This is a genomic window from Microbacterium sp. NPDC055910, from assembly GCF_042271185.1.
Lineage (GTDB): Bacteria > Actinomycetota > Actinomycetes > Actinomycetales > Microbacteriaceae > Microbacterium.
Genome location: NZ_JBHJZS010000001.1, coordinates 167,899 through 182,518, shown reverse-complemented (window position 1 = coordinate 182,518; position 14,620 = coordinate 167,899). Strand labels below are relative to the sequence as shown.

The 14,620-nt window shown below is 72.9% G+C and carries 16 protein-coding genes; 8 read left to right on the top strand and 8 right to left on the bottom strand.

Annotated features, from left to right (window positions below):
- The first annotated feature begins 1 nt into the window (after position 1).
- Complete coding sequence (cydD, locus tag ACFC3F_RS00900; protein WP_376125388.1) at positions 2-1,705, top strand: thiol reductant ABC exporter subunit CydD; 1,704 nt, start codon at positions 2-4, stop codon at positions 1,703-1,705.
- Complete coding sequence (gene cydC, locus ACFC3F_RS00895) at positions 1,702-3,378, top strand: thiol reductant ABC exporter subunit CydC (protein ID WP_376125385.1); 1,677 nt, start codon at positions 1,702-1,704, stop codon at positions 3,376-3,378. The genes cydD and cydC overlap by 4 nt, the downstream gene beginning before the upstream one ends.
- 231 nt (positions 3,379-3,609) lie before the next feature.
- Here cydC and ACFC3F_RS00890 read toward each other — a convergent pair whose 3' ends face one another.
- From ACFC3F_RS00890 to glsA, 6 genes are read right to left on the bottom strand one after another with little or no spacing between them, the layout of a single operon-like run.
- Positions 3,610-4,662: a sulfate/molybdate ABC transporter ATP-binding protein gene (locus ACFC3F_RS00890; RefSeq protein ID WP_376125383.1), complete on the bottom strand. Its 1,053-nt coding sequence runs from the start codon at positions 4,660-4,662 to the stop codon at positions 3,610-3,612.
- Positions 4,659-5,468, bottom strand: coding sequence for an ABC transporter permease (locus tag ACFC3F_RS00885; RefSeq protein ID WP_376125381.1), 810 nt, complete (start codon positions 5,466-5,468; stop codon positions 4,659-4,661). Before ACFC3F_RS00885 ends, ACFC3F_RS00890 begins: the two co-directional genes overlap by 4 nt.
- Positions 5,465-6,274, bottom strand: coding sequence for a molybdate ABC transporter substrate-binding protein (gene modA / locus ACFC3F_RS00880; protein ID WP_376125378.1), 810 nt, complete (start codon positions 6,272-6,274; stop codon positions 5,465-5,467). The genes ACFC3F_RS00885 and modA overlap by 4 nt, the downstream gene beginning before the upstream one ends.
- Before the next feature lies 1 nt (position 6,275).
- Entirely contained in the window at positions 6,276-6,668 is a 393-nt protein-coding gene (locus tag ACFC3F_RS00875) for a molybdopterin-binding protein (protein WP_376125376.1), read from the bottom strand.
- 60 nt (positions 6,669-6,728) lie between these two features.
- Entirely contained in the window at positions 6,729-8,363 is a 1,635-nt protein-coding gene (locus ACFC3F_RS00870; RefSeq protein ID WP_376125374.1) for an MFS transporter, read from the bottom strand.
- Positions 8,360-9,391, bottom strand: coding sequence for a glutaminase A (gene glsA, locus ACFC3F_RS00865; protein WP_376125372.1), 1,032 nt, complete (start codon positions 9,389-9,391; stop codon positions 8,360-8,362). The genes ACFC3F_RS00870 and glsA overlap by 4 nt, the downstream gene beginning before the upstream one ends.
- Positions 9,392-9,466: 75 nt before the next feature.
- On the opposite strand from glsA, the gene ACFC3F_RS00860 reads away from it, so the two are divergent.
- From ACFC3F_RS00860 to ACFC3F_RS00835, 6 genes are read left to right on the top strand one after another with little or no spacing between them, the layout of a single operon-like run.
- On the top strand, positions 9,467-10,582 hold the full coding sequence (locus ACFC3F_RS00860; protein ID WP_376125369.1) for a ThiF family adenylyltransferase: 1,116 nt from the start codon (positions 9,467-9,469) through the stop codon (positions 10,580-10,582).
- Entirely contained in the window at positions 10,579-11,811 is a 1,233-nt protein-coding gene (gene glp / locus ACFC3F_RS00855) for a gephyrin-like molybdotransferase Glp (protein WP_376125366.1), read from the top strand. Before ACFC3F_RS00860 ends, glp begins: the two co-directional genes overlap by 4 nt.
- Complete coding sequence (moaC, locus tag ACFC3F_RS00850; protein ID WP_376125363.1) at positions 11,808-12,284, top strand: cyclic pyranopterin monophosphate synthase MoaC; 477 nt, start codon at positions 11,808-11,810, stop codon at positions 12,282-12,284. Before glp ends, moaC begins: the two co-directional genes overlap by 4 nt.
- Before the next feature lie 55 nt (positions 12,285-12,339).
- Positions 12,340-12,951: a molybdenum cofactor guanylyltransferase gene (locus tag ACFC3F_RS00845; RefSeq protein WP_376125360.1), complete on the top strand. Its 612-nt coding sequence runs from the start codon at positions 12,340-12,342 to the stop codon at positions 12,949-12,951.
- Positions 12,948-13,214 (top strand): DUF6457 domain-containing protein, encoded by a 267-nt coding sequence (locus tag ACFC3F_RS00840; protein ID WP_376125357.1) that lies wholly within the window; start codon positions 12,948-12,950, stop codon positions 13,212-13,214. Before ACFC3F_RS00845 ends, ACFC3F_RS00840 begins: the two co-directional genes overlap by 4 nt.
- The gene (locus ACFC3F_RS00835) at positions 13,214-13,447 is read left to right on the top strand and encodes a MoaD/ThiS family protein (protein ID WP_376125355.1); all 234 of its coding nucleotides are present in this window, start codon (positions 13,214-13,216) and stop codon (positions 13,445-13,447) included. The genes ACFC3F_RS00840 and ACFC3F_RS00835 overlap by 1 nt, the downstream gene beginning before the upstream one ends.
- A 267-nt stretch (positions 13,448-13,714) precedes the next feature.
- Here the strand turns inward: ACFC3F_RS00835 and ACFC3F_RS00830 are convergent, their stop codons facing one another.
- Positions 13,715-14,143, bottom strand: coding sequence for a molybdenum cofactor biosynthesis protein MoaE (locus ACFC3F_RS00830; protein WP_376125352.1), 429 nt, complete (start codon positions 14,141-14,143; stop codon positions 13,715-13,717).
- On the bottom strand, positions 14,140-14,619 hold the full coding sequence (locus ACFC3F_RS00825; RefSeq protein WP_376125351.1) for a molybdenum cofactor biosynthesis protein B: 480 nt from the start codon (positions 14,617-14,619) through the stop codon (positions 14,140-14,142). Before ACFC3F_RS00825 ends, ACFC3F_RS00830 begins: the two co-directional genes overlap by 4 nt.
- Position 14,620 lies beyond the last annotated feature (1 nt).

Below are 14,620 nucleotides of genomic sequence, written 5' to 3'. Positions count from 1 at the left end.
CATGAACGAGACGGACACGGCTCCTCCGCCCGGCCGGGCTCGCCCGATCGATCCTCGCCTTCTGCGGTACGCCTCGGCATCGCGCGCGTTCTTCGTCGCGATCGGCGCGATCGCCCTCGCCCAGACCGCCGTCATCGTCGCCTTCGCGTGGCTGCTGACGCGGGCCGTCGTCGGAGCGGTCGAGGGGATGCCGCCGGCCGAGCTCACGACGACGCTCGCGGGCCTCGCCGGCGCGGCCGCGGCGCGCGCACTGCTCGTGTGGGCCCGCGACGCCGTCGCGGCGCGGGCCGCCGCGCGGGTGCAGACGCAGCTGCGGACGGCACTGGTCGCGGCGGTCGGCGCGCTCGGACCCGAGTGGCTCGCGACGCGCAACTCCGCCGCGCTCGCGGTGACGGCCGGCCGCGGACTCGATGCCCTCGAGGCGTATTTCGGCCGCTACCTGCCTCAGCTCGTGCAGACCGTCGTCGCGACGCCGCTCATCGTCGCCGTCATGTGGTGGCAGGACTGGATCTCGGGCCTGACGGTCGTGCTCACGATCCCCCTCATCCCGATCTTCATGGTGCTCATCGGCCTCGCGACGCGTGCTGTCCAGCAGCGCCAATGGGCGACGCTGCAGCAGCTCGCGGCACGCTTCTCGGACACCGTGCAGGGATTGTCGACGCTCAAGATCTTCGGGCGCCAGCACCGGGCCGCGGCATCCATCGAACGCGTCACCGACGACTATCGCCGCGAGACGATGCGCGTGCTGCGGATCTCGTTCCTGTCGGGGTTCGCGCTGGAGTTCCTCGCGAGCATCTCGGTCGCGATCATCGCCGTGTCCATCGGGTTCCGCCTCATCGACGGCTCGCTCACGCTCGCGATCGGTCTGTTCGTGCTGCTGCTCGCACCCGACGCGTACCTGCCGCTGCGCCAGGTCGGAGTGCAGTTCCACGCTGCGGCCGAGGGCGTCGCGGCGACCGACGACGTCTTCGGTGTCCTGGATGCCGCGCACTCGCTCCGGGACGACGCGCCCGCGCGTCCGGCGACGGGGTCCGCAGCGCCGGCCCCCGCGGCCGCCGGGCCCGCCGGAGGGGCGCTGCTCACCCTGAGCGGTCTGCGCGTCCGGCGCGGCGACCGCATGCTGCCGCCGGTCGACCTGTCGGCCGCCCCCGGAACGGTCACGCTGATCGAGGGTCCGAGCGGTGCGGGCAAGTCGAGTCTGTTCGCCGCCCTGCGAGGAGCGGCCTCGTTCGACGGCGACGCCGCGTTCCGCGGCGTCGATGTGCGATCGCTCGCGCCGTCGCAGTGGCTGGCCTGGGCGGGGCAGAGTCCGGGCCTGGTGTCGGGCACGGTCGCCGACAACGTCACGCTCGGCGACGATGCACCCCTGACCGATCTCGTGTCGCGGTCGCTCGCGCTCGCCTGCGCCGACGACATCGATCCCGCCCTCGAGCTCGGCGTGCAGGGCGTGGGACTCTCCGGCGGCCAGACGCAGCGCGTCGCCGTCGCGCGGGCGCTGTACCGCCACCTGCGCGGCCGGGCCGACGTGATCGCCCTCGATGAGCCGAGTGCGGCGCTGGATGCTGCGACCGAGGCGCGCCTGTGGAACGGCATCCGCCGCGTGGCCGACGGCGGTGCCGCCGTGCTGCTCGTGTCGCACCGCGAGAGCGCGCGCACGATCGCCGACGCCGTCGTGCGGATGCACGCGAGCGAGGTGATCGCGTGAGACGCGCGTCGACGGACCCCGGCACGGCGGCGGTGCTGCGCGGCGCGCTGCCTCCCGCGCGACGGCTGTGGCCCGCGCTCGCGGCCGGTTTCGCCTCGGAAGCCTCGGCAGTGGCGCTCCTCGCGACGAGCGCGTGGCTCATCGTGCGGGCGAGCGAGATGCCGCCCGTCCTGTACCTGTCGGTCGCCGTCGTCGGCGTGCGCTTCTTCGCGCTCACCCGCGCCGTCTTCCGCTACCTCGAGCGCCTCACGGGCCACGACGCCGCACTGCGCCAGCTGGCATCGACGCGCGGCGCCCTCGTTCGTCGACTCGTGCCGCTGGCTCCCGATGGCCTCACCCGCGCGAAGCGCGGCAGCATCCTCGGCGCCCTCGTCGACGACGTCGACGAGCTGCAGAACCTTCCGCTGCGGGTCGTGCAGCCGCTCGTCTCGTCGGCGCTCGTCGCGATCGGCGCGGTCGTGCTCGTCGCGTTCGTGTGGTGGCCGGCCGCCCTGACCCTGCTCGCGTGCCTGATCGCTGCGGGACTCGTCGCGACGCTGTGGGGATGGGCGTCCGGAGCGAGGGCCGATCGCGCGATCGCCCCGCTGCGGGCGCAGCTCGCCGATGCCGTGCTCGACCACATCGGCAGCCTCGACGTGCTCGCCGCCTACGGTGCGGAGCCGGCCAGCCGCGCCCGCATCGCGAAGGCCGACGCGGCCGTGCGCAGAGCCGTCGTGCGCCGCGCCGGGGCACAGGCGGCGACAGCCGGGCTCGTCTCTCTTCTCGCCGGCGCCGCCTCGATCGCGGCCGTGATCGTCACGGCCCCGGCCATCGGCGACCTCGACGGCCCCTGGCTCGCGGTCGCCGTGCTCGTGCCGATGGCGACCTTCGAGGTGTTCACCTCGGTGCCCCTCGCGGCATCGGCGTGGCGTCAGGTGCGCGCTTCGGCGGAGCGCGTCGCCACGGCGGTGCCCGTCCAGGCTCCCGAGGGCATCGTGCGCGAGCATGTCGCCCCCACCGGCAGCGCGCCGCCGCTCGGCTCGGGTGTGCGTCTCAGCGGCGCGACGGTGCGCTGGCCCGGTGCCGCCGAGCCCGCGCTGCACGACGTCGATCTGGCGGTGCGACCCGGTGAGCGGGTGCTGGTGGTGGGCTCGAGCGGGTCGGGCAAGTCGACGCTCGCGCACGCGCTCGTCCGCTTCCTCGAGACCGACGGCGGCTACGACATCGGCGGACGCTCGGTGCACGACCTGGCCGGCGACGACGTGCGGCAGACGATCGGCCTGTGCGAGCAGCATCCGATGCTCTTCGACGAGGACATCCGCCAGAACCTGCTGTTCGCGCGCGAGGGCGCCTCCGACGCAGAGCTCCAGAACGCGCTCGAGCGTGTCGGGCTGGGTGCGTGGCTGCGCGAGCGCGGGGGCCTCGATGCGCGGGTCGGTGAGCGCGGCGGCCTGGTCTCGGGCGGGCAGGCGCAGCGCATCGCCCTCGCGCGGGCGCTGCTGCGCGGTTTTCCCGTGCTCGTGCTCGACGAGCCGACCGCGGGAGTGGACCCCGCGGCATCCGATGCCCTGCTGACGGATCTGCTGAAGGCCATCGGCGATGACCGTGCGGTCGTGCTCATCTCGCACGTGACGGTCCCCGCCGGCCTGGTCGACCGGGTGGTGCGCATCGAGCGCGGGCGAATCGTCGCCTGACGCACAAGAAGTGCGGTTCTTTCACACGAAGCCAGAAGGCGGAGGGTTTATCGCCGCGATCGCGGCGGGCCGGTGGAAAGATGAGCGACAGTGGAGGGAACTTCGCCCTAGAGGAGATCCCCATGCACACCACTGACACGCACGATTCGGACGCCTCCGACTTTCTCGCTGTGCCGGTCTGGTACGACCGTCACCCTTCGCAGGCCGAAGGCGAAGACTACTGACGCGCCCCTAGGACAGGCGCACATCCTCGGCAGCGACCCGCAGAACGACGTCGCGGCCTGACGCCAGGCCCAGATCGATCGCGCGATCGGTGGACACATCGATCGCGACATCCGGACCGACCACCCGCACGCGCACGCCACCGGGCGTCTGCTCGAGCCGCGCCACCCGCGCGAGCCACTCCCCCGTCTTCGCCGGCGACCCGTCGGTGCGCGCGATCTGCACGCGCGACGGTGCGAAGACGGCCGCCGCCGGTCCGTCGGCGATTCCGGATGCCGCGAACTCGAGGCCTCCCGCGACGAACCGCCCGTCGCGCACCCGGCCGGAGACGCGGTTGACCCCGGCGACCGCGGCGGCGAACCGGGTCGCCGGCACGGCGAAGACGTCCCGCACGGCACCGGCCTGCGTCACCGCACCGGCCTCGAGGATGACGAGGCGTGTCGCGAGGGCGACGGCGTCGACCGCGTCGTGCGTCGCGATGATCGCCGTCGTGCCGGTCGCGGCGAGCTGATCGTGCAGCACCGTGCGGATGTCGCCCGCCGTCTCGGGGTCGAGCGAGGTGAGCGGCTCGTCGAGCAGGAGCGCCGCGGGAGCCGTGGCGAGCGCCCGGGCCAGGGCGACCCGTTGCTGCTGGCCGCCCGACAGCTGCGCGGGCCGACGGGCGCCCATGCCCTCGAGACCGACGCGCGCCAGCCATTCGTCGGCCTCGACGCCCGCCGCGGCGGCGGAGACGCCCCTCACCCGACGACCGAACGCGATGTTGGCGCGGGCGCTCAGGTGCGGGAAGAGCCGTGGGTCCTGCCCCAGCAGCACGACGCGCCGCTGCGCGGGTGTCACGTGCGTCCGTGGCCGAGGCGCGGCATCCAGCACCCGATCGTCGAGCGTGATCCGTCCCTCATCGAGCCCCACGAGCCCCGCGAGAGCACCGAGCAGGGTCGATTTGCCCGCCCCGCTCGGTCCCATGAGGGCGATGACCTCACCCGCCGCCGCGCGCACGTGCGCCTCCAGACGGAACCCCGCCCGCTCGACCACGACGCGCGCGTCGAGCGCCTCACCCGTCATCCGGGGGCCTCCGCACGCCACGCGCGGACGAGGAACAGCACCGCGACCGCCGTCACGAGCAGCAGCAGCGACAGCGCGACCGCCGTGCCCTGCGAGACGCCCGCGCCGTTGAACGCCGTGTAGATCGCGAGCGGCATCGTCTGCGTGACCCCCGGCGCGTTCCCGGCGAACAGCGCCGTCGCGCCGAACTCTCCGATCGCGCGCGCGAAGCACAGCACGATTCCGGCGACCAGCCCGGGCGCCGCCAGCGGCAGCGTCACGCGAGCGAGGATCGTCCACCGGTTCGCACCGAGCGCGGCGGCCGTCTGCTCGTACCCGACACCCGTCGTGCGCAGCGACCCCTCGAGCGCGAGCACGAGGAACGGCAGCGCGACGAAGGTCTGCGCCAGCACGACGGCGCCGGTCGTGAAGGGCACGCGCACGCCCCACTCGCCGAGCAGCCCGCCGAGCCAGCTCGTGCGACCGAAGAGGAACAGCAGCGCGACGCCGCCGACCATCGGCGGCAGGACGAGCGGCACCGTGACGACGGCGCGCAGCAGCGCCGCCGTGCGCCGGCCCGCCCGCGCGATGACGAGCGCGAGCGGAACCCCCAGCACGACGCACACGACCGTCGCGATGAGGCCCGTGAGCACCGACAGCCCGAGCGCCGACAGCGCTTCGATCGAGGTGATGTCGCTCCACAGCGTCGACCACTCGACGCGCAGCACGAGGGCGCTGAGGGGCAGGACGAGCAGCCCGGCCCCGATGACCGCGGGGACGGCGAGCACACGCGGAACGAACCCTCGCGCGTCGCGACGATGGGTCACGGCGATCCGAAGCCGAGCGCCGAGAGGACGGCGCGGCCGTCATGGCTCAGCACGAACGCGACGAACGCGGCCGCGGCGGCGGGGTTCGCGGCATCCGTCATCACGGCGATCGGATAGCGGTTGACGACGTCGTGCGCGCCCTCTGCGTCGACGACCTCGACGCCGGCGACATCGCGCACATCGCTCGCGTAGACGAGTCCCGCGTCGGCCTCGCCGATCCTGACCTTGGCGAGCACAGCGGTGACGTTCTGCTCGAGGCTCCCCGCGGACACCGTGACACCGGCGTTGCCGAGCAGCGTGCCGGATGCCGCACCGCACGGCACTTCGGCAGCGCACAGCACAACGGTGAGATCCGGGTCGGCCAAGCTCTGCAGCCCCGTGACGCCGCCGGGGTTGCCCACCGGGACCGCGATGACGAGGGTGTTCGTCGCGAAGAGGGCGGGCGCCGCGGCGAGATCGCCGATCCTGTCCATCGTGACCTCGTCGGCCGAGGCGAAGACGTCGGCCGGCGCTCCCTCGATGATCTGCCTCGCGAGAGTGCTGGATCCGTCGTAGACGACCGGGCGCACATCCACGGACGGATGCCGCTCCTCGAAGAGCGCCGCGAGCTCGTCGAACGCCGTGCCGAGCGACGCCGCCGCGTAGATCGAGAGCTCACCGGTCAGCTCGGGGCCGACGCCCTCGACCGGCGCCGAGGGGGCACGGGGGTCCTCGTCGGCGGGGCGGGCGCCCCCGCTCGCCGCGCAGCCGGTGAGCGCCACGAGTGCCGCGACGGCGAGGACGACGGCGAAGCGGGAGCGCGCCACGTCAGACCTTCGGGGTTTCGACGATGACGTTCGTGGCCTTGACGACGGCGACCGCGAGGGAGCCGGGCTGCAACGCGAGGTCGCGCACCGCCTCGGCCGAGAGCAGCGAGACGACCCGATGCGGCCCCGCCTGGATGTCGACTTGCGCCATGACGCCGTCGACCTGCACGCGCGTGACGAGCCCGACGAAGCGATTGCGCGCACTGGAGAGCACATCAGTGGGGTCGGATGCCGCATGGGCGAGCTCGACCGCGAGCGCCGCGAGCTTGTCACCCGGCACGCGGGTGGGGGTGTCCCCCGTGGTGGGAAGAGTGCCCGCGTCGATCCACCGGCGAACCGTGTCGTCACTCACCCCCACCAGACGAGCGGCTTCAGAGACACGATAGCTGTCCACGCGGTGAGACTATCACCGCATCTGCGGATGAATACCCCTGAATCATCCGCACTTGCGTGATCAGAGGCCTTCCGTGGCCTCGCCCGTCGCGACCGACTCCGGGATCTCACCCGGCCGGAACCGCGGCAGCCTGCTGGCGGGCAGGATCGCCACGGCGCTGACGCCCGCGAGCACGAGCAGACCGAGCTTGAGCGCGCGCAGGCGCGCCTCCTCGTTCACGACGATCGCGGCGTCGACCTGGGCGGGCGTCGCATCTGTGGTCTCGAGCACGTCGCGCAGCCGATCGTTGCTCACGAAGTTGGTGCGATCGAGATCGACCTGCTCGACGAGCTGCGGCGGCAGCTCGGGATGCTCCGCGAGCGCCGAGACGACGTTGACGCTCAGGATGCCGACCAGCAGGGCGCCCGCGACGGCCGTGCCGACAGCGGACGCGAGATTCTGCGTCGTGCCGCGCACCGACCCGACATCGCCCGCGAGCTCCTTCGGCGACGCCGTCACCAGGACGTTGAAGACGAGGGTCACGAGGGCGCCCTGACCGACGCCGAAGACGAACAGCCCGAGGATCGTGGGCAGCGTCTCCCAGTTGTTGGTGACGACCACGGCGAGCCACACGAGCGCGATCGTGGTGAGGCCGAATGAGAACATGCCGATCGTCCGCGGCGGGAACCGGCGATAGAACCGCACGACGAGCATCGCCGTGACGAACACCGTGAGGTTGAACGGCAGCATCGCGAGCGACGTGTCGAAGGGCGTGCGACCCTGCACGATCTGGATATACAGCGGGATCGCGAAGTTCAGCGCCGCCTCGAGTCCGACCACGACGAACATCGCAGCCACGGCCGCGCGCTCACGCGACGAGGCGAACACCGACAGGCTCACGAGCGGGACCTTTCCGGCCTTCGTCCGGCGGCGCGTCCACACGAAGAACAGCTGCACGAGCACGATGCCGACGACGACCAGCACGGGTGCCGGTGACAGACCGACGACGTCGAACGGGGCGTCCGCCTCGGCCGTCACGAGGCCCCAGGCGTTGAGGTTGTTGACCCCGAGCGTGAGGGCGACGATGCCCAGGCCGATCAGCAGCGCCCCGACGACGTCGATCGTGATGTCCCGGTTGCCCCGTGCGCTGCGCAGGCGGAAGCTGAGCGCGAACACCGCCACGGCGAGCACGAGCACGACGACGAACACCTGCCGCCAGCCCACGAACGTCGCGAGCGCTCCTCCGATGAGGAACGCGCTGACGCCGGCGAGCGCGCGTGCCGACCCGAGGGACCCGATCGCGGTCTCCTGCTGCCCGCCGCGGTAGTTCTCGGCGATGAGCGCGACGAGCGAGGGGACGATGATCGCCGCCGATGCGCCCGCGAGCGCCTGCGCGAGGATGACCCACTCGACGGAGGGCGCGAACACCATGAGCGTCGCCGAAATCGCGAAAAGCGCGACGACGACGCGGAACATGACGACCCAGCCCACGCGCTGCCCGATCTTCGCCCCGACCATGACGAGCGCCGCGACGACGAGTCCGTACGTGACGATGGCGGTGCTGACGTCGGTGGGTGGGACGCCGAAGGTGTCGACCATGCCGCCCAGCGACACCGGGAGCGCCGAGACGTTGTACGACATCAGGATCTGCGCGAGGAAGAGGCCGATCATGGGCACCCACGATGCGCGGGTCTCGTTCGCGGCATCCGTCTTCATCGTGCGCTTCCCTCCGCGCTGCGTGCGGACCGGTGCGGGTCGGACGCGAAGACGTTCAGGCCCAGCGCGCGGGACAGGTACGCCGTCGCGATCTGCCCCCGTACGCTGTTGCCCGCGCTGTCGAGGGGCGGTGAGAACGCGCCGATGCCGACCTTGCCCGGTGCGATCGTCACGAGACCGCCCGAGACGCCCGACTTGCCCGGCAGGCCGATCTCGAACAGCCACTCGCCCGATCGCTCGTACAGGCCGCTCGCCGCGAGCACCGCGAGGGTGTCGCGGCAGACGTCGGCGGCCACGACGCGTTCGCCCGTGATCGGGTTCACGCCGCCGTCGGCGAGAGTCGCGCCCATGACGGCCAGGTCTCGCGCGTCGATCAGGACGGAGCATTGCCGCGTGTACACGTCGACGACCTCGAAGGGGTCCTCTGTGATCCGGCCGTAGCTTTCGAGGAGCTGCGCGATCGCGCGGTTGCGGTGGTTCGTCGCCGTCTCGGACCGGTAGACCTCCTCGTCGACCTCGAGAGGCCGGCCGGCGAAGCGCGACAGGCCTGTGAGGATGCCGGCCCACTTCTGGTCGGCGCTCTCCCCCGGCATGAGCGCCGTCGTCGCGATCGCGCCGGCGTTGACCATGGGGTTGCCGGGGTGTCCGTCGCCGAGCTCGATCGCGAGCAGGGAGTCGAAGGCGGCGCCGGTGTTGTTGACGCCGACGACGTCGAGCACCTTCTCGTGACCGAGCTCGTCGCACAGCAGCGCGTAGACGAAGGCCTTCGAGATCGACTGGATCGAGAAGAGCGCGCGGGTGTCGCCCGCCTCGTGCGTGCCGCCGTCGACATCGACGACGCACACTCCGAAACGGCGCGGATCGGCAGCCGCGAGCGCGGGGATGTAGTCGGCGACGTGCCCCTCATCGTGGCCGGCGGCCCGCTCGTGCGCGGCAGCGAGCACATCGTCGATGCGGCGCCCCGCGGGCACCTCGCCGGTGTCGACGACCTGCTCGACGTCGGCGACATCCAGTTCGCTCTCGCGCACGATCCCGAGACTAGCGGCGCTGTTCGCGCGCCGGAACGGCCTTCGTCGCAGCGGATGAGCCGTACCCTGGCTGCTATGGCGATTCCTCCCCTCGTCGAGCCCGTCGACGTCCTCGACGATGCCGAGGCCCTTCGCACCGCACGTCACCGCGTGCTCGCGGGATTCGGCGACATCGCACAGCGGCGGCTCGCCGCGGCGCACGTCGCCGTGGTCGGCGCCGGAGGCCTGGGCTCTCCCGTCGTGCTCGCCCTCGCCGGCGCCGGGGTGGGCACCATCTCGATCGTCGACGACGACCTCGTCGAGGCATCCAATCTGCAGCGTCAGGTCATGCACCGGGTCGCCGACATCGGGGCGCGCAAGGTCGACTCGGCCGTGCGCATCGCCGCAGATCTGTCCCCCACGACGCGCGTGCGTCCGATCCACGAGCATCTGACCCTCGCCAACGCCGCGGAGCTGCTCGCGGGCGCCGATGTCGTGATCGACGGAACGGACACGTTCGAGACACGCGAAGCCGTCGCCGCCGGATGCGACGCGCTCGGCGTGCCGCTCGTGTGGGGCGTCGTGCAGGAGTTCCACGCTCAGGTCACGGTGTTCTGGTCGCGTCCGCCCGAGGGCGTGCCGACCGTCGGCCTGGCGGACCTGTACCCGCCGGGCTCCATGGGCGGCGTCCCCAGCTGTGCGGCCGTCGGTGTGCTCGGCACCCTGTGTCTGCAGACGGGCAGTCTGCTCGCCACCGAGGCGATCAAGCTCCTCACCGGCGTCGGCGAGCCGGCCCTCGGGCGCGTGCTCGTCGTCGATGCCCTCCGCGGCCGCGTCGACGACGTGCCGCTGCGGCCCGCGCGGTCGACCGCCGCACCGGTCGCCGCCGATCCGGCGCACCCGGGCCGCGTCCCGCCCGCGATCCCCCAGCTCGATCCCGAGCAGACGCGCGCCGCGCGGGCCGCGGGGGCCACGCTGGTCGACGTGCGCGAACCGCACGAGACGGCGCTGGGCACGATCGACGGCAGCATCGAGGTGCCCTTGGCGACGCTCCTGTCCGAACCGGCGCTCGCGGGCGCCGGTCCCGTCGTCGTCGTGTGCCAGGTCGGGGCGCGCGCGCAACGCGCCGCGCACACCCTCGTCGCCGCCGGCATCCCCGCGTCGGTCCTCGCGGGCGGCATCGAGGCGTGGCAGCGCGAGGAGCCGGTGTGAGCGCGCTGCGGTCGATCGCCGACCACCTCGCCGCCGTCCTGACCGCGGTCACGCCCGTCGACGCCGGGATCCACCCGGTGAGCCGGGCTCACGGGCGGATCCTGCGCGAGCCGGTGCGAGCGGCCGTCGACATCCCGGTGTTCGACAACTCGGCGATGGACGGGTTCGCCGTGCGCCACGAGGACGTCGCCGCCGCATCCCCGGAGTCTCCGATCACCCTGAGCGTCGTCGCCGATGTCCCCGCCGGAACCGCCCTGGATCCGCCTCTCGCACGCGGCGAGGCGGCGCGGATCATGACGGGCGCTCCCCTGCCCGCCGATGCCACGGCGATCGTGCCCTTCGAAGACACCCGCGGCGGGCTGGCCGACTCCCTGGGCGAGATCACCGTCCTGAAGGCTCCGAAGGCGATCGGCGCGCACATCCGGCGTCGCGGCGAAGACGCCCTCGCCGGCGACGAGCTGATGCCCGCCGGAGTGCGGGTGGATGCCCTGCAGGCCGCGGCGGCGGCCGCCGCCGGGGTCGCCATGGTCGCCGTGAGCCGGCGTCCGCGCGTGGCTGTCGTCTCGACGGGTTCCGAACTCGTCGCGCCGGGCTCCGTCCTCTCGCGCGGGCAGATCCCCGAGTCCAACAGCGAACTGCTCGCCGGCCTCACCGCCGAAGCCGGCGCCGACGTCGTGCTGCGAACGAGCGTGTCCGACGACGGCGACGGACCGCGTCACGCGATCGCCGAGGCCGAACGGCTCGGCGCCGACGTCGTCGTCTTCTCGGGCGGAGTGAGCGCGGGAGCATACGAGGTCGTCAAGAATACGCTGGGCGACGTCATGACCTTCACGAAGATCGCGATGCAGCCCGGCAAACCGCAGGGTTTCGGCCGCACACCGTCGGGAATCCTGCTGTTCGGGCTGCCCGGCAATCCCGTGAGCGCCGCCGTGTCGTTCGAGGTGTTCGTCAGGCCCGCCCTGCTGGCCCTGCAGGGTGCCGCCGCTCTCGCGCGCCCCGTCCTCACGATCGCCGCCGCGAACGGATGGCGCACGCCACCGGGCCGAACCCAGTACCTGCCCGTCGCGATCGATCGCACCGACCCGCGAGCCTGGCGCGCCGTGCCCGTCACCCGTGGCGGCTCGCACCTGGCGGGTGGTCTCGGGCGCGCCGACGCGTACGCGGTCGTGCCCGCGCACGTCGGGGCAGTCGAGGCGGGAGACCTCGTCGATGTCATGCTGATCTCATGAGCTTCACGCACCTCGATGCCGCGGGCCACGCCCGCATGGTGGACGTCACCGAGAAGCAGCCGACCATCCGCTCCGCGACGGCGCGCGGGCTGGTGCGGTGTGCGCCCGAAGTCGTCGCGGCCCTGCGCGACGGCTCGGTCCCGAAAGGCGACGTGCTCGCCGTCGCCCGGATCTCGGGCATCCAGGCGGCCAAGCGCACGCCCGACCTGCTGCCGCTCGCGCACGTCATCGGCGTGCACGGCGCGACCGTGGACCTCGCCATCACCGATGAGGGCGTCGCGATCGAGGCCAGCGTGCGCACCGCCGACCGCACCGGCGTCGAGATGGAAGCGCTCACGGCCGTGACGGTCGCGGCACTGGCCGTCGTGGACATGGTGAAGGCGCTCGACAAGGGCACGTCGATCGAAGCCGTGCGCATCGTGCGCAAGACGGGCGGGAAGAGCGGCGACTGGGTGCGGCCGGGCGAAGAATGACCCGTCCGGCGGTGCGCCGAGCACAACGGCGTCGCCGACGAATGGTCCCTACACGATGACCACGTTCGGCGCCATCCTCGTCGCGGGCGGACGCGCCTCACGCGTCGGCGGCGCGACCAAGCCGCTCTTCGAGGTCGGCGGACGCACACTCCTCACGACGGCCGTCGAGGCCGTGCACGCGATCGACGCCGACCCCGTCATCGTCGTCGCCCCCGTGCTCGACACGGCTCTGGCCGTCACGTGGGTGCGCGAGGACCCGCCCTTCGGCGGACCCGCCGCGGGCATCGTCGCGGCGCTCGAGACGTGGCCGGAGGGGAGCGACCCCGACTGGACGGTGCTGCTCGCATGCGACCTCCCCTCGGCCGACGCCGCCGTGCAGCGGCTCGTGACGGACATGATGCTCCTCCCCGCCGACATCGACGGCGTGTGCCTCGCCGACGCGTCGGCGCGTCCGCAGTGGCTCATCGGCGTCTACCGCACGGCGAAGCTGCGCGCGGCGGCATCCGCTCTTGCGGACCGCGGGCGGGACGCCCCCGTGCGCGCCCTGGTCGACGATCTCGCGCTCGCGGTGATCAGCGTCGCTGACGCGCTCACCCGCGACGTGGATACGTGGGAGGATCTTGCCCGAGCCCGATCCGAGCGCACACCGACCGAGGAGGCACCGTGAGCGAGTCCCGCACCCTTCCCCCCGAAGCCCTCGACGACTGGGCGACGGCGCTGCGTGCGCAGTTCGATCTCGCGCCCGAGGATCTGCCGATCGCGCTCATCCTCGACCTCGCGCGGGATGTCGCGGTCGGTGTCGCGCGCCCCGCCGCTCCGTTCAGCGCGTTCGTCGCGGGCCTCGTCGCGGGACGCGCGGGCGGTTCCCCCGCCGACACGCGCGCGGCCGTCGAGACCATCACGGCCCTCGCCGCGGACTGGGAGGCATGATGTCGCGCGTGCGCTACTTCGCCGCCGCCGAGGAGATGGCAGGCGTAGCGGAAGAGACCCGTGGCGAAGCGACCCTCGGCGACCTGCGCGCCGCCCTCGCGACCGAACGGCCCGGGCTCGGCGGCATCCTTCCCCGCTGCGCCGTGCTCGTCGGCGGCTCCCGCGTCGACGACGACACGCCACTCGGCGCCGACGACCTCATCGACGTGCTGCCGCCCTTCGCGGGCGGCTGACCGGCGACCGGCGCGCGTCGCCCGTCGCCCCTGACGTCGAGCCGTACCGTTTCCGCCGAACCCGACGTCGACGACGTTCGGTTCGACGGGAAGGGTCAGGTTCGATGAAGCGACCGAGCGCCCGAGCGACCGAGCGACCGAGCGACCCAGCGTCCGAGCGCCCGACCGACCGAACGCCCGCACGACCCAGCGACCGAGCGCCCGAACGACCCAGCGCCGAGCGCCCAGCGCCCAGCGGCAGAGACGCCGCCCGGAGCGCACCGACGGTCAGCCGCCGATGCCCTTCCACGCGGTCGTGCCGTCGGACTCGACCTGGCGCTTCCACACCGGCAGCTCGCGCTTGATCGCCTCGATGACGTCGCGGCAGACGGCGAACGCCTCGGCCCGGTGGGGCGATGCGACAGCGATGACGACCGCGAGGTCTCCGACCTCGAGCCGGCCCACCCGATGCGACACGGCGACGATCGCCTGCGTCGAGCCGATGCACGATGAAGCGATGCCGTCCAGCGTCGCCTCGGCGTCGGGATGCGCGCTGTATTCGAGGGCGACGACGGCGGTTGCGGCATCCGGATCATGATCGCGCACGCGGCCGATGAAGGTCGTCACGGCACCCGCGGTCGGGTCCTCGACAGCGTCGAGGTGCGCGGCGATGTCGAGAGGATCGGCGCTGATGCGCGCGAGACGGACAGCGCTCATGCGTGGTCTCCTCCGGCGAGCTGGTCGATGACGTGCCGCGCGACGGAGAGCACGACGGGGATTCCGGATGCCACGGCCCCCGGCGACCCGGGAAGGTTCACCACGAGCGCCCCGGCCGACACCCCCGCCCGGCCGCGCGAGAGCATTCCGGCCGGCTTCTCGAGGACGCCGATGCGGCGGATCTCCTCGGCGATCCCCGGCACGTCGCGCTCGATGACGCGCGCCGTGCCCTCGGGAGTCTCGTCGCGGGGCGAGAGGCCCGTGCCGCCCGTCGTGACGACGAGTGCGGCGCCGTCGGCGAGCGCTGCGCGCAGCGCCGCCTCGACGGTGTCGGCGCCGTCCGCCACGACGACGGCGTCGCCGCACGCGAACCCGGCGTCGCGCAGCGCCGCGACGGCGATCGGTCCGCTCGCGTCGTCCCGGACGCCGGCCGCCGAACGATCCGAGACGGTCACGACGACGGCGAGGTGCGGCATC

Bases quoted from the DNA above. Each gene is read 5' to 3' on its own strand.
- ACFC3F_RS00825 (WP_376125351.1), bottom strand. From the start codon at position 14,619: ATGCCGCACCTCGCCGTCGTCGTGACCGTCTCGGATCGTTCGGCGGCC.
- ACFC3F_RS00845 (WP_376125360.1), top strand. From the start codon at position 12,340: ATGACCACGTTCGGCGCCATCCTCGTCGCGGGCGGACGCGCCTCACGC.
- ACFC3F_RS00830 (WP_376125352.1), bottom strand. From the start codon at position 14,143: ATGAGCGCTGTCCGTCTCGCGCGCATCAGCGCCGATCCTCTCGACATC.
- moaC (WP_376125363.1), top strand. From the start codon at position 11,808: ATGAGCTTCACGCACCTCGATGCCGCGGGCCACGCCCGCATGGTGGAC.
- ACFC3F_RS00860 (WP_376125369.1), top strand. From the start codon at position 9,467: ATGGCGATTCCTCCCCTCGTCGAGCCCGTCGACGTCCTCGACGATGCC.
- ACFC3F_RS00870 (WP_376125374.1), bottom strand. From the start codon at position 8,363: ATGAAGACGGATGCCGCGAACGAGACCCGCGCATCGTGGGTGCCCATG.
- ACFC3F_RS00835 (WP_376125355.1), top strand. From the start codon at position 13,214: ATGTCGCGCGTGCGCTACTTCGCCGCCGCCGAGGAGATGGCAGGCGTA.
- ACFC3F_RS00890 (WP_376125383.1), bottom strand. From the start codon at position 4,662: ATGACGGGTGAGGCGCTCGACGCGCGCGTCGTGGTCGAGCGGGCGGGG.
- cydD (WP_376125388.1), top strand. From the start codon at position 2: ATGAACGAGACGGACACGGCTCCTCCGCCCGGCCGGGCTCGCCCGATC.